The following is a 20,299-nucleotide window of genomic DNA, read 5'->3' as shown; positions in this document are numbered from 1 at the left end:
TGGGTCTATTGCACGATGGTGTCGGTCGACACCTTCGTGTACATGGGGGGAGCCAGAGGGACGTCGAGAGCCGACGCGACCCGCACCAGGTCCGCGAGGGAGCCGACCTGCATCTTGCGCATCACCCGGCCGCGATGAGCCTTGACCGTGATCTCGCTGATCTCGAGCCGGGCCGCGATCTGCTTGTTCAGCAGCCCGGAGACGACGAGCGCCATGATCTCCTGCTCGCGCGGCGTCAGCGAGGCGTGATGAGCACGAGCGGCCCGCAGCTCCGCCTCGCGGGCGAGCGCAGCGCGGCTGCGCTCGATCGCCTTCGCGATCGCGTCCTGCAGGACGTCGTCGCCCAGTGGCTTGGTGAGGAACTCGACGGCGCCCGCCTTCATCGCCTCGACGGTGGTCGGCACGTCGCCGTACCCCGTGATGAAGATGATCGGCATGTCGCCCCGGTCGACGACGCGCTTCTGGAGGTCGAGGCCGTTCAGGTCGGGAAGCGCCACGTCCAGCACCAAGCAGCTCGGACCGTCCGCGCACGCCGCGGCGAGGAACTCCTCCGCCGACGCGTAGGTCTCCGCACGCCAGCCGGCTGCGCCGATCAGCAGCTCCAGCGATTCCCGGACCGACACGTCGTCGTCGACGACGAAGACAACCGGGCAGGCCTGCCTCATGTCGTCCTGACGGAGGGTGGGCGCCGAACCGCGTCGCGCACCGCGCGCAGCACGGCCGCCTCGCTGAACGGCTTGAACAGGCACTCGACCGCTCCGCGCGCGATCAGGCGGGGACGGAGGGTGTCGTCGCCGTTCGCGGTGATGAACACGACGGGGATCCCCTGCCGCCGGCGTGCGAGCTCGTCCTGCAGGTCGGTGCCCGACATCCCGGGCATCGCGATGTCCAGCAACAGGCAGCTCGTCTCGCTGATGGCCTCCGACGCGAGGAAGGCCTCGGCGGACGGGAACGCTTCGGCGGCGAAGCCCGACTGCCGCAGCAGGTCCGGGAGCGACTCGCGCACGGACTCGTCGTCATCGACGATCGACACCAGCGAACGCTCGTCGGTCATGAGCGCCCCACCCCCTCGGCGCGTCCGGCGCTCACCGGGTCGCTCGGGACGGAGAACGAGAACGTGGCACCCGGTCCGTCGTTCGGCTCCGCCCAGAGGCGACCGTGATGGCTCTCGATGATGGAGCGGCTGACCGAGAGGCCGATCCCCATCCCGTCGCTCTTCGTCGTGTAGAAGGCGTCGAGCAGCTTGTTCATGCCCTCGGGGTCGACGCCCACGCCGGCATCCCGCACGCTCACGCGCGCGCGATCGCCGTCCTCCCTCCGGGTCGTGACGAGCAGGTGCCGCGGGCGGTCGTCCACGTCGGCCATCGCGTCACACGCGTTGCGGAGAAGGTTCAGGATGACCTGCTGAAGCTGAATGCGATCGCCGGTGATGCGCGGGAGGTCCGCGGCGAACTCGGTGCGGAGGGCGACCCGGTTGCGCTGGAGGTCGCTGAGCGTCAGCGCCATGACCTCGCGCGTCACCTCGTTGAGATCCAGCGGCTCGAGCGTCAGGCCTTCCTTGCTGAAGAGCGCGCGAAGCCGCGTGATCACGTCCGCGGCGCGGTTGCCGTCCCGGATCGTCCGTCTGGCGGTCTCGCGCGCGCCGTCGAGGTCGGGCGGATGGGCATCGAGCATGCGCAGGCACGTACCGGCGTTCGTGATGATGCCCGAGAGCGGCTGGTTGACCTCGTGCGCGATCGACGCGGTGAACACCCCGAGGCTCGTGGCTCTCGTGACCTTCGCGAGCTCCGACCTGGCCTTGGCGAGCGCCTGCTCCGACATCCGGCGGGCCGTGACGTCCTGCACCGCCGCGATGTACTCCAGCTGGCCTTCCTGGTTGTGCGTCGCGTGCGCGACGGCGTGGAGGTGCTTGACCGAGCCGTCGGGCATCGCCAGGCGGTACTGCCACTCGAAGTCGTCCAGCCCGTCGCGCGCCTGCTCGAGCATCCTCTCCACCAGGCTGAGGTCCTCCGGATGGACGCGCTCGCGCGTCATCTCGGGCGTGACCGGAACGCCGGTCTCGAACCCGTAGATCCGGTAGAGCTGCTCCGACCAGGTGATCTCGCCGGTCGCGACCTTCCAGGAGAAGCTGCCGGTCAGGCTGAGCCGCTGGCCCTCTGCGAGGAACGCCTCGCTGCGACGCAGCTCCTCCTCGGAACGCTGGTCCTTGGCCGTCTGGGCCTGCTTTTGCGCCGTGATGTCCTGGAACGTCACGAGGACCCGGCGTTCGGGATGGCCCGGGAACGACAACGGCCGGCCGTCCAGGATCAGCGTGCGGCGCCCGCTCGGCGTGGCAACGCGATCCACTTCGATGGGCTGGAACGACTGGCCGCCGGCGAGCAGCTTCCTGAGCTGCTTGCGCAACGGTTCCAGCTCGAAGGCTCCGTCGGCGAGGTCGTGGAGCGCGGCTCCCTGCGTCTCGTCGCGCGACACCCCGAACATCAAGTAGAAGGCGCGGTTCCCCGATTGGATGCGCTGATCGGCGCTCAGCACGACCAGAGGGTCGGCCACCGTGTTCAGGATGACCTTCGTGCACTCACGCTCGTAGACGGCCTGATCGATGCTCGCCCGGAACGCCGTGACGTCGGTGAACGTCAGCACGGCGCCGGCGGCATGCCCATCGCCCGTCATGTACGGCGATATCCGGACGACGAACCGCTCGTCACCGTCGTGGAAGTCGACCCGGGTCTCCAACCCCCCCGCGATGACCTCGCTGCAGCGCTGTTCCAGCCGGGCCAGGCCCGCCAGCGCCGCGACGTCGGCCACTGCCCACCCGATGTGCGCTCGCGAGAGGGCGAGCACACGCGCCGCCGCCCTGTTGAAGCCGGCGACCGCGAGGTCCCGCCCGACGACGACGATGGGAACGTCGACGGTGTCGAGGATGTTGACCAGGTCCGCCGTGGACGCGTTCCCCGCCACGGCCTCGCCGTTGCTCGTGCCGAAGCCGGTCCAGCCGCCGTTGAGCGTGACGGCCCGGCCCGTCATCGCGCGGCGCCCGATGCGGCGTAGAGCTCGCGGCTCCGTCGCAGGACGGGGTTGGCCACCGTCGGGAGGACCTGACGCAGAGCCAGCAGCAGCGCCTGCGCGCGCGGCATGGCGAACGGCTGGGGAACGTCGGACAGCAGCCGGCGTTCGAGCATCCGCGCCTCGTCCGTCCCAACCGCCTCCTGCAGTGCGACGGCCACGGCGTGCTCCAAGCGGGCGTAGTCCTCCACCGGGATCAGGTGGGAGTGGTTCGTCCCGAGCCGCGGCAGCATGTGCGCGTGGACCTCGCCATCGAAGTTGTCCATGAGGAACGAGCAGAAGATCGCGATGTCGTGCTGCGTGGCGAGCTGGTCGAAGAGGTCCTCGAGGTTCATGCTCGCCGCGACGTCCCCGCGTTCCCAGAGGACGTTCACCATCTCGCCCCACCAGCGCACTCGCTGGTAGCGGCCTTCGTCGCGCGCCTGGCCGATGACGTCCGCGGCGAGGCCGAGGAACACGGGTGAGTCCGGCATCGCGTCCCGCATGAAGCGGGGCAGGAACTCGTCGGCGTCGACGACCGTCAGCTGTCCGCGTTCCCGCGCTGCATCCACGTCGACGTGCTCGGCCTCGAGGCGTGCACGGATCGCGTTCCAATGCGTGAGCGTCGGGACCAGGATGATCCCCTCCCCGTTCGCGAGGGCGGAACCGGCGAACCGGCACACGGCTCGGTTCAGGAAGTCCTGGTCCTGGTACAGCTGGACGATGTGGTCGCACGGGCCGGCGTGCGCCACCACCCCATCCCAGCTGCTGACGTCGTCTTGTTGACGCCCGGGCTCGTTGTCCATCGCAACCCCCTTCGGCCTGGATGTTCCGACCATACGCCGCTGGAGGCCGGAGGTCCAAGGCGGGAACGCCCCGGGGAGCCGCCGGGGAACCAGCCCGGTGACCGGGACCGGGGCTTCGACGGGCGCCGTGGCCGGACAACCCGGAGACGCTTCGTCCGTCACCGCATCCCAAGCCAGGAGAACCCCATGGCTACCACGGTCGAACGCTCGGAGAGCGCAACGACGATCCGCCCCTTCACGGTCGAGATCCCCGAGGCCGACGTCGAGGAGATGCGCAAGCGCATCGCGGCGACGCGCTTCCCCGACAGGGAGACCGTCGAGGACGACTCGCAGGGCGTGCAGCTCGCGCTCATGGAGGACCTCGCTCGCTACTGGGCGACCGAGTACGACTGGCGCAAGTGCGAGGCGCGCCTGAACGCCGTGCCGAACTTCGTCACCGAGATCGACGGGCTCGACATCCACTTCATCCACGTCCGCTCGAAGCACGAGGACGCGCTCCCGCTCGTCGTCTGCCACGGCTGGCCCGGGTCGATCGTCGAGCAGCTGAAGCTGATCGGCCGGCTCACCGATCCGACCGCGCACGGCGCGAGCGCGTCGGATGCCTTCCACGTCGTGATCCCATCCATGCCGGGGTACGGGTTCTCCGGCAAGCCGACGAGCGCCGGGTGGGATCCGGTGCGCATCGGGAAGGCGTACGTCGAGCTCATGAAGCGCCTCGGCTACGAGCGGTTCGGGGCCCAGGGCGGCGACTGGGGCGCGATCGTCGTCGACGCGATGGCAGGCGGCCGCGCCGACCCCGCGGCGGCCGAGCCGGCGCCGCCGGAGCTGATCGGCATCCACACCAACATGCCGGGCGTGATCCCGCCGGAGCTGTTCACCTCGTCGTTCGTCGGCAGTCCGCCTCCGGACGGGCTCTCGGACGAGGAGCGGAGCACGTACGAGCAGCTGCTCAAGTTCTTCGCGACGCACGTGGCGTACGGGCTGATCATGGGCACGCGTCCGCAGACGCTCTACGGCCTCGCGGACTCGCCCGTGGCGCTCGCCGCGTTCATCCTCGACCACGGCGACGGAAGCGGTCAGCCCGGCCTGGTCCAGCAGGTCCTCGAGGAGCGTCTCGAGCGGCCCAGCGACCTCACGCGCGACGACATCCTGGACAACATCTCGCTGTTCTGGCTGACCAACACCGGCGTGTCCTCCGCACGGCTGTACTGGGAGAACAAGCTGCCGTTCTTCGCCGTCAAGGGCGTGAAGGTCCCGGTCGGCGCGACCACCTTCGCGGACGAGATCTACCGGGTCCCGCGGAGCTGGGCCGAGAAGGCGTATCCCAACCTGGTCCACTACGAGCGGCACGACCGGGGCGGGCACTTCGCTGCCTGGGAGCAGCCGGACCTGCTCTCCGCGGACGTGCGCGCGACGTTCCGCTCGCTGAGGTGATGCCGTCGCTCGGCGGGGCGACCGAGTGGCTCAACTCCCGGCCACTCGGCCCCGCCGAGCGGACGCTGGATCTCGTTCCTCGAACCTGGCGCCGAGGCATACGCGTTCGCGTTCGGGGAGGCCCCCCACGCGCTTGACCGCGCCCGGCGTCCTACGTAGGTTCGGATCGACGCTGAGTCGGCGTCATCCCGAACCACTCCACGGAAGGATCGTTCCCCGTGCCCTTCAAGCGCCTCCTGGCCGCTGCCCCGTGCGCAGCCGCCATCGCAGTGGCCGCCGCCGTCCCCGCTTCCGCCGGCGAGTACAACGCCCACGGCAAGCGCACCGGCGCCGCCACGCAGGCGAACTCCATCTGCTCGACCTCCGGTCTCAACCTCGATGCCCCGGGCGGCCGGACGCAGAGCTTCGGCGAGGAGCCCCCGGGCGGCAGCGCTCGCTTCTTCAACCCGGGCGACGCGTGCAGGCCGCCGTGGGACGGTGTCGAGGACCCGTCCGACCTCTAGAGGGCGGCATCAAGTCCGGCCGGGCTGCGCCAGACGCGGCCCGGTCGGACCAGCCGCCGGAATCAGAAGAGCGGGAGCGCCACCGCGTCCACCTGCCGGTGGGCGAGCCAGAGCGCTCGGTGGAGCGCGACGGTCGTGTCGGTGTGCGACGGGACGAGGCGGATGACGTCTCCGGGGCGGAGGTCTGCCACGTCTCCGCGGACGAGGCCGTGTTCGTCTCCGGCCGACGCCCAGGCGGCGTCGCGATCGGCGACGAGCGCGGGGCCGGAGTCGGTGCTGAGGGCCTTGAAGCCGGCGTCGACGATGACGGCGTCGTCGGCGAGGCGGGAGCGGACGGTGGTGTGGAGGTGGACGGCCTGCTGGAAGCCGGCGCCTCCGGTGGTCGTCGCGTAGGTGGCGTCCATGAGGGCGTAGGAGCCGGGCTGGATCTCGGTGATCGGGCTGTCGCCGGCCAGGGCGAGGGATGCGGTGCCTGTCCCGGCCGACGTGATGACCGGTGGGTCGTGGCCGGCGTCGCGCAGCGCGTCGAGCGCGGTGGTGAGGGCGGCCGCGGCCGACTCGTAGCCGGTCTTCTGCCGGTCGGGATCGAGGAGCTGGAGGTGGCCCTCGTAGGCCTGGACTCCCGCGTACCGGACGCCCTCGCCGGATGCGGTGAGCGCCGTCGCGAGCTCGATCGCGCGTGACGGGTCCCCCACGCCGCTTCGGTGCTGGCCGATGTCGAGGTCGATGGAGACGCGGACGGTCGTGTCCGCGTCGGAGGCGACGGCGGCGAGATCGGTGACGAAGTCGAGGTCGTCGGCGACCACCGCCAGGTCTCCGAGCTGCTGCAGCGCGACGATGCGCCCGACCGCGCGCGAGGAGACGACGCTCGTGAGGAGGACGTCGTTGCCGAGGCCCGCGCGCAACAGGCCCTCGGCTTCGGTGAGCGTCGCCGCCGCGAAGCCCGAGGCGCCGGCGTCTGCCTGACGCGCCGCCACCCACGCGCACTTGTGGCCCTTGACGTGCGGGCGCAGCGCCACGCCCGCAGCGCGACAACGCGACTGCATGAGCTCCAGGTTCGCCTCGACCGCGACCGGGTCGAGGACGAGGCATGGGGTCGGCAACGCCATCGGCCCCGACGCTACCGGGGACGGGTCTAGGGGATCCCCCGTGGCCACGACCCCGTGCCGAAGCGCACGATCCCCCCATGCCCCGCCCGACACGACTCCTGATCCCAGTGGCCGCCGCGCTCGCGCTCGCATCGACCACGGCAGCGCAAGCCAAGACCGCCACCTTCACGGGCACGTTCGAAGCAACCCGCACCGCCGAGTGGAAGCAGCCGAAGGGCGTCAGCCTCAAGGACTGCATGGGCGAGCACTACTACGAGGGCTGGGGTTCGCTGTCGCAGACGATCAAGTCGCGCGCGCCCTTCAAGGTCAAGGTCCAGAGCTTCGTGAAGGGCTCGGAGATGTGGACGTTCGGGAAGGGCGTCGCCGTCGCGGACCCGCGCGACTACGGCATCGAGTCGAACGGGCCGAACAAGCGTGAGCTGACGGTCATCGCCGGGACGACCGGCGGCTGGTGCGGCGGCGGCGACCAGGCGCCTCCGCACAAGGGCGACTGCGGCACGAAGCTGCCGACCTACAACGTGATCCTCTCGGCGGCGCTCGGGAAGATGACGTGGACGGCGGGCTACGCGCCGCAGATGCGCAACGAGAAGCTCGAGTTCTACGACTGCATGACGATCACGCCCGAGGGCATGCCGGAGAGCTCCTTCCCGAACCTCGACGCGAAGTACCGCAGCGCGGACGTCTTCAACAAGAAGAAGGGCTCGCTCGTCATCAAGGCGCACAAGGAGTTCGGCCCGAGCACGTGGCCCGTCGTGAACCTCGGCGTCGACCGCACCGCGAGCGGCACGGTCGACTGGAAGCTGACGCTCAAGCGGTCGAAGTAGACGCGGTCCCGTCCGCGGCGGCGCGAAGGGCGGCGATGTCGAGCTTGCCCATCTTGAGCATCGCCTCCATCGCCCGCCGCGCCCGGTCGGGGTCATCGGAGCTCAGCGCCTCCTCCATCCCCTGCGGGACGACCTGCCACGAGAGCCCGAACTTGTCCTTGAGCCACCCGCACGGCCCCTCGGACCCGCCTTCGGACAGCTTCTCCCAGTAGTAGTCGACCTCGTCCTGGTCCTCGCAGGTGATCTGGAACGAGACCGCCTCGCTGAACGTGAAGTCCGGCCCGCCGTTGATGCCGACGAAGCGCATCCCCTCGAGCTCCCACTCGACGGTCATGACCATCCCGGCTTCGCGCGGGCCGGCCTCGTTGTAGTGCGTCTTGCCCAGCACCCGGGCGTTCGGGAAGATCGAGCAGTAGTGCTCGGCCGCCTCCTCGGCCTCCGTGTCGAACCAGAGGTTCGGGACGATCTTGTGGACGATGGGCATGGCGCGACCTCCAAAGCGAGTCGAACAAGCAGTCTCGCCCATGGAGACCGCGGTCAGCCGGTGAACTCATCGGGTGACTTCCGCACCAGCGTGAATGAGGGCGCCGCCGCGCGCGTCGGCGGAGCGCCGGCGCCCGTGTGATCGGACGTTAGGCCGCGCTGGGGCGCTTGAAGCGCCGGCCGGCGGTCGGCGAGGTGGCCTCGTCCGGGCGCAGCAGGCTCTCGCCGCCGCCCGCGGCCTTCGCCGCCTCGGCCTCCGCGGCGGCCAGGCGCTCCGGCGTCTCCGCGGTCAGGTCCTCGTTGTCGACGACCCACTGCGCCGCCTCGGCCGCGCTGCTCTCGTCGCGGACGACCTTCTTGCCCGCCGCGTAGTACTTGTCGATCTCCTCGAAGAGCACGTCGACGAGGTCCTCGGTCTTCACCTTGCGCAGCGGCTCGCCCTTCGAGAAGACGACGCCCGCGTCCTTCGCGCCGCTGATGCCGAAGTCGGCGTGGCGCGCCTCGCCGATCCCGTTGACGCCGCAGCCCAGGACCGAGACCTCGATCGGATCGTCGTAGGCCTGCAGGCGCTGCTCGACCTCCGCGACGACGGAGTCCATGTCGAACTGCAGCCGGCCGCACGTCGGGCAGGCGATGAGGACGGGGCCGCGGTCGCGCAGCTTGAGCGCCTTGAGGATCTCCCAGGCGACCTTGACCTCCTCCTCGGCGTGGAAGGTCGACAGCGAGATGCGGATCGTGTCGCCGATGCCGTCGGCGAGCAGCGTGCCGAGGCCGACCGCGCTCTTGATCGAGCCCGACCACTTCGTGCCCGCCTCCGTCACGCCGAGATGGAGCGGGTACGGGATCTTCGAGGCGAGCAGCCGGTTCGAGGCGATCGTGTTCGGGACGCTCGTCGACTTCATCGAGACCTTGAAGTTCGTGAAGTCCAGGCGCTCCATCAGCTCGACGAACTCCACGGCCGCGGTGACGAGCGCCTCGACGGGGTTCTCGAACTCGAGCTCGAGCAGGTGGTCGGGCAGCGAGCCGGAGTTGACGCCGATGCGCATCGGCGTGCCGAGCTGCTTGGCCTTCGCGACCACCTCGGCGACCTTGTCGGGACCGCCGATGTTGCCGGGGTTCAGGCGGATGCAGTGCGCGCCCGCATCCATCGCCTTCAGCGCCAGCGTGTGGTTGAAGTGGATGTCGGCGATGATCGGGATCGGCGACTGCGGGATGATCTCGCGCAGCGCCTGGACGTCCTTGTCGCGCGGGACCGCGCAGCGCACGACGTCCGCGCCCGCGTCAGCGACGGTGCGGATCTGCTCGAGGGTGGCGGGGATGTTCGCCGTCTCGGTCTTCGTCATCGTCTGCACGACGACCGGCGCGCCACCGCCGACGGGCACGCTTCCCACGTGGATCTGCCGCTCGGAAGCCATCGAAGAGCCAGTGTAGGCGGCGGGAACTGCGACACTGCGCCCATGAGCTCCTACTTCGATTCGGCCGTCGGCGACGTCCGGGCACGGGCGAGCACCGCGACCATCCTCGCGCAGGTGCTGTTCCTCGTCGCGATCGCGCTCGGCTTCTGCGTGGTCGGCACGGCGATCGGACGGGATCTCTCCGTCGGGACCGCGCGGGCGTTCTCGTTCGCCGGCCTCGGCATGCTGATCGCCCAGTCGTTCGTGCCGCGGCTGCGGTACGGCAGCGTCGGGATCGGCTGGCTGTGCGCCGTCGCGCTGCTCATCGGGCTCGGCCTCGGGCCGGTCATCGCGTACGCCTCCGAGGTGGATCCGGGCGCGATCACGAGCGCCGCCGGCATCACCGCGCTGACCGTGCTCGGCATGGGCGCGCTGAGCGCCGTCGTCTCGAAGGACCTCTCCGGTTGGATGCGGCCGCTGTCCTTCATGGTGCTCGGCGCCGTCGCGATCTCGCTGATCGGGCTGCTCTTCGGCGGACTCGGGACGCTGTCGCCGCTGATCTCGGTCGTTGTCCTCGCCGTGTCGTCGCTGCTCATCCTCGTCGACTTCCAGTACGTCCGGCTGCACGCGACCGAGGACGACGTCGTCTGGCTGGCGACCGGCATCTTCGTCTCGATCATCAACATCTTCATCTCGCTGCTGAACCTGTTCCTCAGCGATTGAGCGAGGTCTACGGCACGGCCAAGCCCGGTCTGCGGGCGCGGCTGGGCTCACGGGTCGCCGCGCGGGCGCGCGCGCGGCGGCACGAACGGTTCCGCGCCCTCACCGGCGCAGGCGAGGGCGTGCGGATCCTCGACGTCGGGTGCGGGACGCTCGGCCTGCGCGCGCTCGAGCCCGAGCTCGACATCACCGGCGTCGACCTCGTCGACCGGCCGTCCTACCCCGGCCCGTTCGTCCGCGCCGACGCCACCGAGCGCCTGCCCTTCGACGACGGCGCCTTCGACCTCGTGCACTCGAGCAGCGTCGTCGAGCACGTCTCCCCCGCCGACCGGCCGGCCTTCGCCCGCGAGGTCATGCGCGTCGGCCGCGGCTGGTGGGTCCAGACGCCCGCGTTCTCGTTCCCGGTCGAGCCGCACGCCCTCCTCCCCTTCGCGCACTGGCTCCCGCCCGCGCTCCGCCGGCCCTACTGGCGGCTGGGCGTCGCCGGCGACTGGGAGGAGATCGCGCTGCTGCGCCGCCGCGAGCTGGAGGCGCTCTTCCCCGGCGGCGAGATCGTCGCCGAGTGCGCCGGGCCGCTCGTGAAGAGCTGGATCAGCGTGCGCGCCACGTCGCAGCGCTGAGGCGGCGCCTCATCCGCGCGTCTCCGCCCTGACCCACACGTGCGGGGCGCCCTTCGTCAGCACGATCTCGTCGAGCACGCGGCCGCCCGCGCGAACCCTCTGCCGCACCGGTGCGGGCCGGTGCCCCTCGCCCCAGGGGATGAGGAACGGGCGGCTGGCGTCGCGGACCTCCCAGCCCGCCGCCTCGACGTACCGCAGCAGGGCGGCGCGGTTCGGGATCCACCAGAACGGGAGGCCTTCGCGGGCGAGCAGCCGCGCCGCCGGCGTCCGCGGATGCCGCACGGTGAGCGGCACGGAGACGACGTCGCAGACGACCAGCCGCCGGGCCACGCCCCGGATCGCCCGCAGCGCGCCGATCGGGTCGCGCAGGTGCAGCAGCAGCGTCCCGATGACCGCGAGGTCGAACGTGCCGACCGCATCCGGGTCGAGGTCGTAGACCGACACGTGGCGCAGGTCGACCGCCGAGCCGCGCGCCTCGTGGGCGAGCGCGAACGCCCCGCCGCGCCGATCCACCAGCGCCTGCGCGTCGCCGAGCGCCGCGGGCGGCACGCCCGGCCAGTCGATCTCCTCCGGCCCGGCGAGGTCGATGGCGACGACCTCCCGCGCGCCGCGGCGCTCGAGCTCGAAGGCGTAGAAGCCGTCGTGCGTCCCGACGTCGAGCGCCCGCGACCCCGCGACGTCCAGCGGCAGCCGGTCGACGATCGGCCGGAGGTCGTACTCGCCGGGCGTTGCGAGGCCGGGCGTGAGATCGATGGTGTGGTACCAGTCGAGCGCGTCGACGCGGGCGGCGAGATCCGGCACCGCGGGGAGCCTAGTGGCTGGACCCATCTCCGATCCGCTGCACCGAGAACTTGAGCGTCGCCGCCGGGCGCCGACGCTGACGGCATGGAGATCCTGTACGCGAGCGTCGTGTCGACGCAGCGGAGCATCACGGTCACCTACAGCAGCGGTCTGAGCCATCGGTTCGCTCTGTTCGGGCCCGCCTCCGGCGACGTGTACTGGCGTCTGGATGACTTCCGCGACGACGCGGCCGGGACGCCGGAGTGGATCGCGTCGCACGGCCGGCTCACGGTGAGCGAGGTCATCGAGCGCATCCCCGCGCACGCTCGCACGATCCTCGACTGGACCCGCCGCGAGATCGAGCTCGGCCTCACGGTCGCCGACGACATCTTCGCGGCGATGCGCCGCGAGGACGCGCTCAAGCAGCTCGCCGACGAGCTGCACGACGCCGAGCAGCTCGCCGCCGCGGCCTAGAGGCGGCCGCTCTCGCGCAGCCAGCGCTCGGTCCGCGCCATCCCCTCCTCCAGCGAGACCCGCGGCTCCCAGCCGAGCACCTCGCGCGCCTTGCGGTTCGAGTAGGTGCCGGTGCGGTCGAGGTAGCGGATCGCCTCCGGCGTGCTCTCGGTCTGCACGCCGCGGAGCCGGTCGATCCGCGACAGCACCGCCGTCGCCGCGGTCAGCACGCGCAGCGGCGCCGTCCGCAGGTCGCCCCGGCCGGCGATGCGGGCGAGGTGGCCGAAGTACGTCGAGATGGGCACCGGGTGGCCGTCGGTGAACGTGAAGACCTGGCCGGCGCCCGCGGGGCTCGTCGCCGCGCGGATGACGCCGTCGACGAGGTCGTCGACGTACACAGGGCTGAACACGCCCCGCCCGCCGCGCGGGAGGGTCGCGCGGCCCTGCTCGATCAGCTCGAGCGGCAGCAGGACCCACGGGCGCGAACCCGGCCCGTAGACGTCGCCCGGCCGGACGACCGTCACGTCGATCTCGCCGGCGGCGTGCGCCTGGAGGGCGACCTGCTCGGCCGCGACCTTCGTGTCGACGTACGGGCTGCCCTGCGTCCGCACCGGCCAGCGCTCGTCGGCGCCGTCGGGGAACACGTCGCTGAACGCGCGGACCGACGAGAAGAGCACGAAGCGCCGCGCCCCGGCGGCGACCGCGGCGTCGAGCGCCCGCCGCGTGCCGAGGACGTTCACCCGCCACTGCCGCTCGAGCCCGATCGCCACGGACACGACGGCCGCCGTATGCAGGACGACGTCGGCGCCGGCCATGGCGTCCTGCCACGCGCCGGGTTCGGTGATGTCGCCCGCGACGACGCCGGCGTCCGGGTCGGCGGCGACGTCGACGCCGCGCACGGTCCAGCCGTCGTCGCGCAGCCGCGCGGCGAGCGCCGCGCCGATGAAGCCGCTCGCGCCCGTGATGAACGCGGTCCTGTCGCCGTCGACGCTCATCTCCGGCAGGAGAGGTTAGGGTCGCGGCCGTGGAGCGGCTGGTCAACGTCCATGACTTCGAGCGCGAGGCGGCCGAGCGGCTGGAGCCCGGCGTCCTCGGCTACTACGCGGGCGGCGCCGCCGACGAGCGGACGCTGCGCGACAACGTCGACGCCTTCGCCCGGTACCGCCTGCGGCCGCGCGTCATGGTCGACGTCAGCAGCACCGACGCGCGAACGACCGTCCTCGGCAGCGAGATCAGCATGCCGGTGATCGTCGCGCCGACCGCGCTGCAGAAGCTGGCGCACCCCGACGGCGAGCCGGCGACGGCCCGGGCCGCGGCGGCGGCCGGGACGATCTACACGCTCTCGACGCTCGCGACCGCCCGGCCGCGCGAGGTCACCGACAACTGCGATCCGTCGCCGCGCTGGTTCCAGCTCTACGTCCTCGAGGACCGCGGCGTCTCGCGCGCGCTCATGGACGAGGCGGTCGACTGCGGCTTCGACGCGATCGTGCTGACGGTCGACGCGCCGCGCGCCGGCCGCCGGGAACGGGACTTCCGCACCGGCTTCGCGGTGCCGCCGGACGTCGACATGCCCGGCGTCCGCGCCGCGATGGGCGACGGCGTGTGCCCCACACCGCAGGAGTTCTTCAGCCTCGTCGACCGCAGCCTCACCTGGCGCGCGCTCGAGCAGCTCGTCGACGAGTCGCCGGTCCCGGTGCTCGTCAAGGGCATCCAGACCGCCGAGGACGCCGCGCTCGCGGTCGAGCACGGCGCCGCCGCCGTCGTGGTGTCCAACCACGGCGGGCGTCAGCTCGACGGCGTTCCCGCGTCGCTGGACATCCTCCCCGAGGTCGTCGACGTGGTCGACGACCGCGTCGAGGTCCTCGTCGACGGCGGCGTCCGGCGCGGCACCGACGTCCTCGTCGCGCTCGCCCTCGGCGCCCGCGCGGTCCTCATCGGCCGCCCGGTCCTGTGGGGGCTCGCCTGCGGCGGCGAGGCGGGCGTCAAGCGCGTCCTCGACATCTTCCGCGAGGAGGTCACCCTGGGCCTCTGCCTCCTCGGCGCCCCCACCCCGTCCGACGTCCGGCCGGAGCACATCACGAGGAGAGCACCATGAGCACGTACCTCGTCACCGGCGCGTCGCGCGGCATCGGCCGGGTCACCGCGGAGCGGCTCGCCAAGGCCGGGCACGACGTCATCGCCGGCGTGCGCCGGGAGGATGACGGGGCATCGCTCACCGCGATCGACGGGCGCATCCGGCCGATCACGCTCGACGTCACGAACGAGGAGCACGTCGCCGCCCTGCCCGGCGCCGTGCCGCGGCTCGACGGGGTCGTGAACAACGCCGGCATCGTCGTCGGCGGCCCGGTCGAGGCGGTCTCGCTCGACGAGCTCCGCCGCCAGCTCGAGGTCAACCTCGTCGGCCAGATCGCCGTCACCCAGGCGCTCCTTCCGCGCCTGCGCGAGTCGAAGGGCCGGGTCGTCTTCGTCTCCTCGCTGAGCGGCAAGGTCGCCACGCCGATGACGGGGCCGTACAACGCGTCGAAGTTCGCGCTGGAGGGCATCGCCGACGCGCTGCGCCTCGAGGTCCACCCGTGGGGCATCCGGGTCACCGTCGTCGAGCCGGCTCAGACCGACACCGACATGTGGCGCACCGCCGACGACGAGTACCAGCGGACCGTCGACGCGCTCTCCCCGCAGCACCGCGAGCTCTACGCCAAGCACCTCGCGGGCTGGCGCAAGAGCATCCCGCGCAGCCAGAAGATGGCCTCGCCCGCCGACGGCGTCGCCGCCGCGATCGAGAAGGGCCTGACCGCGAAGCGGCCGCCGGCGCGGATCGTCGTGGGCGCCGGCCCGAAGGTCCAGGGCACGCTCGCGCGCTTCGCCCCCACCCCGGTGATGGACGCGCTGCTGCGCGCCGCCACCGGGGTGCCGAAGAAGCCGTAGCTACTGCCGCGTCCCGACGGCCAGCAGGTACTCCTTCTCGAACCGCGCCGGGCCCTCGGCCGCGACGTTCCACTCGTCGCAGAACGCGTCGAGCGCCGCGACGAACTCCGGCTCGCGGCGCTCCTTGCGCGCGTTCGCCTGCACGGCGATCGTCGGCCCGTAGTGGTCCCTGAAGTGCTCGCCGTACTCGCGGGCCTGCTCGAACGCAGTGATCTCGAGCACGTCGCGCTGCAGCGTGTGCAGGTCGACGCGGTCGCCGAACAGCGACCGGAGGTGGTCCTCGCTGCCCCACAGCGGCGGCGGCTGCACGCCCGCCGGCGGCGCCGCGGCGAACGCGCCCATCGTGCGGAAGAGCGCACCCAGCATGCCCTCGGGCGTCCAGCTCAGCAGCGCGATGGTCCCGCCGGGGCGGCAGACGCGCACGAGCTCGTCCGCGGCCGCCTGGTGATGGGGCGCGAACATCACGCCGATGCTGGACATCACGACGTCGAAGGCGCCGTCGGCGAACGGCAGGTTCTCGGCGTCGGCCTCGACCCAGTCGAGTTCGAGCCCGGCGGCGGAGGCGCGGCGGCGCCCGTGCTCGAGCAGCTCCGGGGTCAGATCGGACGCGATCACGTCGGCGCCGGCGCGCGCCGCGGGCAACGACGCGTTGCCGGTGCCGGCGGCGACGTCGAGCACCCGCATGCCCGGCCGGATGCCGGCGGCCGAGACGAGCCGCGGGCCGAGGGGCAGGAGGAACGTCTCGACCATGGCCGAGTAGTTGCCGGATGCCCACATCGCGCGGTGGCGGGTCTTGAGCGGGGGATGGGTGCTGACGACGGTCACTGCTGGCCTCCTGGCTCGGATGCGATGGCGAGCCGACCGTACGGACGCCCCCGGCAGGCACGCATCGGGACGCCACCCCCAAGTTGGGCGCCGTGCGCCCCTAACTTGGGATGCCGAGCCGGCGCGCGGCGCTCGCCGCGTCGCCGCGCGTGTGCACGCCGAGCTTGTCCAGGACCGCGGCGACGTGATGCTCGACGGTCTTCGGTGACAGGAACAGCCGCTGCGCGATCTGCGCGTTCGAGAGCCCGCCGGCCACGAGCTCCAAGACCTCCAGCTGGCGGGCGGTCAGCCCGGCCGGGTTCGCGCGCGTCACGGCACGCGGGCCGCGCGGAACGCTGGCGGCCCCCGTGCGCCGCAGCCTGGCGCGCCCGAGGGCGGCGACCGCAGTCGCACCGAGGCGATCGAGGCGCGCGATGGCGTCGCGAAGGGCCTCGGCGTCGCTCGATCCCAGCAGGGCGACCGCCGCGGAATACGGATCGCCGAGGGCGTCCCAGCGGCTCGCCGCGGAACGCTCGTCGCCGGAGAGCTCGGCCGCGATCGCCGCCGGGCACGGATCGGGGGCCTCGACGGGAAGCCCGGCCCTGAACCGCCAGAGCATCAGCTCGCTCGCGTCCCGCTCGTGCCCGACCTCCCGCGCCAGCGCGAGCGTGGCGCGCGTCGCGGCATCCACCGCATCCGCGTCTCCGTCCAGCCAGGCGGCTTCCGCACGTGCGCACGCGATCGGCCGCATCCGTTGGAGCTCGCCGCTGGCGCTCGCCATCGCCCACGCCTCGTCGAGCATCCCGCGGGCATCCGGCTGTCCGCGCCGGAGCCGGATCAGCCCCGCGACCTCGAGCGCCGGGATCCGCGCCACGCCGTTGCTGAGCCGCGGCTGATCGATGAGCTCCTCGGCCGGGCCGAGGGCGGCGTCCCAGTCGCCCGTCGCCAGGTCGATCAGAGCACGCGTAGCGACGAGGTACTCGACGTAGATCGTCTGCTCGCGCTCGCGGACGAACGCGAGAGCTCGCTCGAGCGACTCCCTCGCGCGCGCGAAATGCCAGTGTTCCTTGAGCATCCAGACCTCGTTGACCATCGCACGGCCGGCGTGCTCGTCGAGCCCCGCCTCGACCGCCAGCCTCGCCGCTCGGTCGAGCTGCTCCAGGCCCCGTTCGAGATCGCTGTCGGCGAGCGCCATGCCGACGTTCGTCTGCGCGTGGACGAGCGTCTCGGTGTCGCCGAGCGCGCGCGCGAGCTCGCTCGCCCGGTGGCCCCAGTTGAGACCCTCGTCGTTCCGCTCGGCGAGCATCGCGAGCTGCGATCGGTTGCTGAGCGCCATCGCCAGCTCCCGGCTCGGCGGAAGGGGCTCCAGCTGCTCGACCGCCTCCGCCGCCGCGCGCTCGGCCGCGGGACGATCGCCGGCCAGCCACTGGATCCGCGACAGCCAGCGCAACGTGGCACCGGTCGCCAGCGGATCGCCGAGGTCGCGGCGAAGCGCCAGCGCACGCTCCCGCGCCGACACCGCGCGCTCGGGCTGGTTGGCGTAGTAGGCCTCCTCGGACAGGAGCTCGAGCGCCGCCGCGCGCTCCGCGGGCTCGATCAGGTCTCCGTACACGAGCACGCCCACCAGCAACGCCTCCGCCTCGCGATGGGATCGTGCGGCGATCGCCGCGTGCGCCGCCTCGAGCCCATGCCGCACGATCGCCTCGCCATCACCCGCCCGCCAGGCGTGATGCGCCTTGCGAGCCGGCGCGGCCTCGTGCCGTTCGAGCACGCGCAGCACCAGTCCGTTGAGCTCTCGGCGCCGTGGTCCCGCGAGCGCTTCCTCGACGGCCCAGCGGGCCAGCTCGTGACGGAAGCCGACCTCGTCGCCGTCGAAGACGAGGAGCCCGGCCTGCTCGCACTCGGCGAGCGCGGTCCGGGCCGAGGTCGCCGACTCCACGCACTCCTCGACCACCGGCAGCGACGCGCGGGCCGGGAACACGCTCACGAGCTCCGCCACCGCGCGCGCGTCGGGCCCCAGCCGCGCCGCCCGTGCCAGGACCGCATCGCGGACGCTCGGCGGGGTCCGATCCGTACCGCTCGTCAGCGCCTCGCGGACGAAGAACGGGTTGCCACCGGTGATCGTGTGCAGCGACACCGCGTCGGCGTCCGCACCCGCCAGCCGGGCGACGGCGCCGAGGCTCAGGCGCTCCAGCTCCAGCCGGACGGTCCCGTCGGCCGGCGTCGCGGCCAGCGCGCGTCGCAGCGGATGGCCCGGGCCGATCTCGTCGTCGCGGAACGACACGACCAGCAGCACCGCAAGCGCCTCGATGCGCCGGACGAGGAACGTGAGGACGTCGATGGTCGCGTCGTCCGCCCAGTGCGCGTCCTCGACGACGCAGATCGCCGGGCCGCCGCCCCGCAGCTCGTCCAGCACCAGCCGGCCGGCATCCGCGCCGTCGGACCGCAGCTTCGCGCCGAGCCCGGGCAGGTCGTCCGCGATGTCCATGAACGGGCCGAGCGGACGCGGCACGGCGAGGTCATCGCAGGCGCCGGCCAGCACGCGCTCCGCACGGGCCTCGGCGGCGGCGAACGCCCGCACGAGGCTCGACTTGCCGATCCCTGCCTCGCCGCTGACGAGCGCCACGCAGCCGCGCCCTTCCACCACCGTTCCGAACGCCGACTCCAGGGACGACAGCGCCCCGTCGCGCTCGAGCAGAACCGCGCTGGAACGCTCGCCGGGCATCGCGCCGATCATCTCCGACCGGCCGCGAGCCCTGCAACACCGGACCTAGGGAAGCGGCTTGAGCCCGCCGCCGCGCACCTGCTCCGGCCGGTAGTCGACCTTCTCGCAGTTGCGGAACGTGTAGCCCTTCCGGCGCGAGCGGGCCACGTGGTAGATGTCGCGGCCGGGACCGCAGTCGACCATGCCGTAGCCGTAGTGCACGGAGATCGCGTCGTTGCCGCTGCCGCCGTAGACGATGTTGTGGCCGTGGGAGCCGTAGATGAAGTCGCTCCCGTCGCCGCCGTAGATGACGTCCTTCTGCGTGGCCGGCTGGCCGGTCGGGTCGAAGTCCCCCCACAGCACGTCGGAGCCCTTGGCGCCCCGGAGCGTGTCGGACGTGTGCCACCCCATCAGCTCGTCGTTCTTCGACGAGCCCTGCAGGTTGCGCCCGTGCTTGTCGGCGCGCTTGACCTTGCCGTTGATCTTCGGCCATTCCTTGTGGTCGGCGCAGCCGGTGCACCCATGCTTGGGGATGTGGGACCCCACCGCGATGCCGGCGGAGAGGACGAACGCAGCGACCAGCAGCGACGGGAAGATGAGGCGACGCATCGGATCCACGGTACAGGCATCACCGGCTCTCCTGGCAGAGATCTGGCCGCGCGGGGTCGTTCAGCCCCCTCCGCAGGGAGAGGAACCCGACCGAGCCGCCGATGAGCGGCACCCAGAAGAGGATGAGCCGGTAGGCGAAGACCGCCGCGGCCGTCGTGGCCGGGTCCGCGCCATAGACGATGAGCGTGCCGATCAGCCCGCCGTCGATGCCGCCGATGCCGCCGGGGATCGGCAGGAGCCCGCCGAGCTGCCCGATCAGGTACCCCAGCAGGATCACCGACAGCGGCGGCACGTCGCCGAACGCGTGGAACGTCGCCCACAGGACGAGGTTGTCGAAGAGCCAGTAGCCGACGGCGCCGACGAGGAGCGCGGCGTCGCGCCCCTTGACGATCGTCACGGCCTCCCCCGTGCCGGCCAGCACCGCGCTCCAGGCGGCGGCCAGCCAGCGCCGCGCCCGCGAGGCGCCCTCCTTCGCCATCCGCGGCGCCCGCAGCAGCCGCGGCGCCAGCAGCACGACGCTGATGAGCGTGATCGACAGCAGCGCCGGCAGCCCGGTCAGCCAGAACGGCTGGTCCGGATGCAGCAGGCCGAACGCCCACAGCCCGCCGATCACCGCGACGGCGACGAAGTTCACCGACGACTTGATGAGGAAGAACGCGACGGACCGGTGCGCGATCCGCTCCGGCGCCATGCCGCTGCGGTTGAGCACCCAGGCGCCGAGCGCGAGGCCGCCCGCCCCGCTCGCCGGCACGAGCGATCCGACGCCCAGCTCCGACCAGCTGATCTCCCACGCGCTGCGCCGCGACATCCGGCGGCAGAACACCGGCCGGAACATCGCCACGTACGACAGGCAGGACCCGATCTCCAGCGCGATCCCGAGGAGGATCCAGCCGGGCGCCGCGTCGCCAAGCCGCTCGCGCACCTCGTCCAGCCCCGGCGCGAGGACCGCGACCAGCACCAGCACCGAGAGCAGCAGGACGACCTGGCCGGCACGCCGAGCGAGGCGCCGGGGGGCGAACTGCGAAGGAAGGGTGACCTGCGGCGCCGCCATCGTTGCCTGAGCAACGATACGGCGCCGCCGGTCGGACG

General features: G+C 72.2%; 21 protein-coding genes. 8 read left to right on the top strand and 13 right to left on the bottom strand.

Annotated elements, in window-relative coordinates; translation table 11 throughout:
- Positions 1-5 precede the first annotated feature (5 nt).
- The 4 genes from AC1UE4_RS04330 to AC1UE4_RS04315 are packed head-to-tail and all read right to left on the bottom strand — an operon-like array spanning position 6 to position 3,848.
- Positions 6-665, bottom strand: a complete 660-nt coding sequence (locus AC1UE4_RS04330) for a response regulator transcription factor (RefSeq protein ID WP_482915992.1) — start codon at positions 663-665, stop codon at positions 6-8.
- Entirely contained in the window at positions 662-1,054 is a 393-nt protein-coding gene (locus AC1UE4_RS04325; RefSeq protein ID WP_482915991.1) for a response regulator, read from the bottom strand. The genes AC1UE4_RS04330 and AC1UE4_RS04325 overlap by 4 nt, the downstream gene beginning before the upstream one ends.
- Positions 1,051-3,024 (bottom strand): PAS domain-containing sensor histidine kinase, encoded by a 1,974-nt coding sequence (locus AC1UE4_RS04320; RefSeq protein ID WP_482915990.1) that lies wholly within the window; start codon positions 3,022-3,024, stop codon positions 1,051-1,053. The genes AC1UE4_RS04325 and AC1UE4_RS04320 overlap by 4 nt, the downstream gene beginning before the upstream one ends.
- Positions 3,021-3,848: an MEDS domain-containing protein gene (locus AC1UE4_RS04315; RefSeq protein WP_482915989.1), complete on the bottom strand. Its 828-nt coding sequence runs from the start codon at positions 3,846-3,848 to the stop codon at positions 3,021-3,023. The genes AC1UE4_RS04320 and AC1UE4_RS04315 overlap by 4 nt, the downstream gene beginning before the upstream one ends.
- Before the next feature lie 186 nt (positions 3,849-4,034).
- On the opposite strand from AC1UE4_RS04315, the gene AC1UE4_RS04310 reads away from it, so the two are divergent.
- Complete coding sequence (locus AC1UE4_RS04310) at positions 4,035-5,282, top strand: epoxide hydrolase family protein (protein ID WP_482915988.1); 1,248 nt, start codon at positions 4,035-4,037, stop codon at positions 5,280-5,282.
- Between the two features lie 218 nt (positions 5,283-5,500).
- Positions 5,501-5,785 (top strand): hypothetical protein, encoded by a 285-nt coding sequence (locus tag AC1UE4_RS04305; RefSeq protein WP_482915987.1) that lies wholly within the window; start codon positions 5,501-5,503, stop codon positions 5,783-5,785.
- Between the two features lie 62 nt (positions 5,786-5,847).
- On the opposite strand, the gene AC1UE4_RS04300 is transcribed toward AC1UE4_RS04305, so the two are convergent.
- The gene (locus AC1UE4_RS04300) at positions 5,848-6,894 is read right to left on the bottom strand and encodes an alanine racemase (protein WP_482915986.1); all 1,047 of its coding nucleotides are present in this window, start codon (positions 6,892-6,894) and stop codon (positions 5,848-5,850) included.
- A 107-nt stretch (positions 6,895-7,001) separates the two neighbouring features.
- Here AC1UE4_RS04300 and AC1UE4_RS04295 point away from each other — a divergent pair, with 107 nt between their 5' ends.
- Complete coding sequence (locus AC1UE4_RS04295) at positions 7,002-7,718, top strand: hypothetical protein (protein WP_482915985.1); 717 nt, start codon at positions 7,002-7,004, stop codon at positions 7,716-7,718.
- Here AC1UE4_RS04295 and AC1UE4_RS04290 read toward each other — a convergent pair.
- Positions 7,702-8,202 (bottom strand): VOC family protein, encoded by a 501-nt coding sequence (locus tag AC1UE4_RS04290; RefSeq protein ID WP_482915984.1) that lies wholly within the window; start codon positions 8,200-8,202, stop codon positions 7,702-7,704. The genes AC1UE4_RS04295 and AC1UE4_RS04290 overlap by 17 nt on opposite strands.
- A 148-nt stretch (positions 8,203-8,350) precedes the next feature.
- Positions 8,351-9,616, bottom strand: coding sequence for a flavodoxin-dependent (E)-4-hydroxy-3-methylbut-2-enyl-diphosphate synthase (ispG, locus tag AC1UE4_RS04285; protein WP_482915983.1), 1,266 nt, complete (start codon positions 9,614-9,616; stop codon positions 8,351-8,353).
- Between the two features lie 42 nt (positions 9,617-9,658).
- Between ispG and AC1UE4_RS04280 the strand changes: the two genes are divergently transcribed.
- Together AC1UE4_RS04280 and AC1UE4_RS04275 are read left to right on the top strand one after the other, a co-directional pair.
- Positions 9,659-10,318: a Bax inhibitor-1/YccA family protein gene (locus AC1UE4_RS04280; RefSeq protein ID WP_482915982.1), complete on the top strand. Its 660-nt coding sequence runs from the start codon at positions 9,659-9,661 to the stop codon at positions 10,316-10,318.
- Positions 10,315-10,935: a class I SAM-dependent methyltransferase gene (locus AC1UE4_RS04275; protein ID WP_482915981.1), complete on the top strand. Its 621-nt coding sequence runs from the start codon at positions 10,315-10,317 to the stop codon at positions 10,933-10,935. Before AC1UE4_RS04280 ends, AC1UE4_RS04275 begins: the two co-directional genes overlap by 4 nt.
- Positions 10,936-10,944: 9 nt before the next feature.
- On the opposite strand, the gene AC1UE4_RS04270 is transcribed toward AC1UE4_RS04275, so the two are convergent.
- Positions 10,945-11,736 (bottom strand): class I SAM-dependent methyltransferase, encoded by a 792-nt coding sequence (locus AC1UE4_RS04270; protein WP_482915980.1) that lies wholly within the window; start codon positions 11,734-11,736, stop codon positions 10,945-10,947.
- A gap of 84 nt (positions 11,737-11,820) precedes the next feature.
- Between AC1UE4_RS04270 and AC1UE4_RS04265 the strand changes: the two genes are divergently transcribed.
- Positions 11,821-12,189, top strand: coding sequence for a hypothetical protein (locus AC1UE4_RS04265; protein WP_482915979.1), 369 nt, complete (start codon positions 11,821-11,823; stop codon positions 12,187-12,189).
- Here AC1UE4_RS04265 and AC1UE4_RS04260 read toward each other — a convergent pair.
- Positions 12,186-13,163: an NAD-dependent epimerase/dehydratase family protein gene (locus tag AC1UE4_RS04260; RefSeq protein ID WP_482915978.1), complete on the bottom strand. Its 978-nt coding sequence runs from the start codon at positions 13,161-13,163 to the stop codon at positions 12,186-12,188. The genes AC1UE4_RS04265 and AC1UE4_RS04260 overlap by 4 nt on opposite strands.
- 29 nt (positions 13,164-13,192) lie before the next feature.
- Here AC1UE4_RS04260 and AC1UE4_RS04255 point away from each other — a divergent pair, with 29 nt between their 5' ends.
- Positions 13,193-14,263, top strand: a complete 1,071-nt coding sequence (locus AC1UE4_RS04255; RefSeq protein ID WP_482915977.1) for an alpha-hydroxy acid oxidase — start codon at positions 13,193-13,195, stop codon at positions 14,261-14,263.
- Entirely contained in the window at positions 14,260-15,093 is an 834-nt protein-coding gene (locus tag AC1UE4_RS04250) for an SDR family oxidoreductase (RefSeq protein ID WP_482915976.1), read from the top strand. Before AC1UE4_RS04255 ends, AC1UE4_RS04250 begins: the two co-directional genes overlap by 4 nt.
- Here the strand turns inward: AC1UE4_RS04250 and AC1UE4_RS04245 are convergent, their stop codons facing one another.
- The 4 genes from AC1UE4_RS04245 to AC1UE4_RS04230 form a co-directional block, all read right to left on the bottom strand.
- On the bottom strand, positions 15,094-15,870 hold the full coding sequence (locus AC1UE4_RS04245) for a class I SAM-dependent methyltransferase (protein ID WP_482918195.1): 777 nt from the start codon (positions 15,868-15,870) through the stop codon (positions 15,094-15,096).
- 148 nt (positions 15,871-16,018) lie between these two features.
- On the bottom strand, positions 16,019-18,622 hold the full coding sequence (locus AC1UE4_RS04240) for an ATP-binding protein (protein ID WP_482915975.1): 2,604 nt from the start codon (positions 18,620-18,622) through the stop codon (positions 16,019-16,021).
- A 45-nt stretch (positions 18,623-18,667) separates the two neighbouring features.
- The gene (locus AC1UE4_RS04235; protein WP_482915974.1) at positions 18,668-19,210 is read right to left on the bottom strand and encodes a calcium-binding protein; all 543 of its coding nucleotides are present in this window, start codon (positions 19,208-19,210) and stop codon (positions 18,668-18,670) included.
- Positions 19,211-19,229: 19 nt separating this feature from the next.
- Entirely contained in the window at positions 19,230-20,261 is a 1,032-nt protein-coding gene (locus AC1UE4_RS04230) for a lysylphosphatidylglycerol synthase transmembrane domain-containing protein (protein WP_482915973.1), read from the bottom strand.
- Positions 20,262-20,299 lie beyond the last annotated feature (38 nt).

This window comes from Parviterribacter kavangonensis, assembly GCF_056863335.1.
This window is presented reverse-complemented; position numbering and strand designations above follow the sequence as displayed.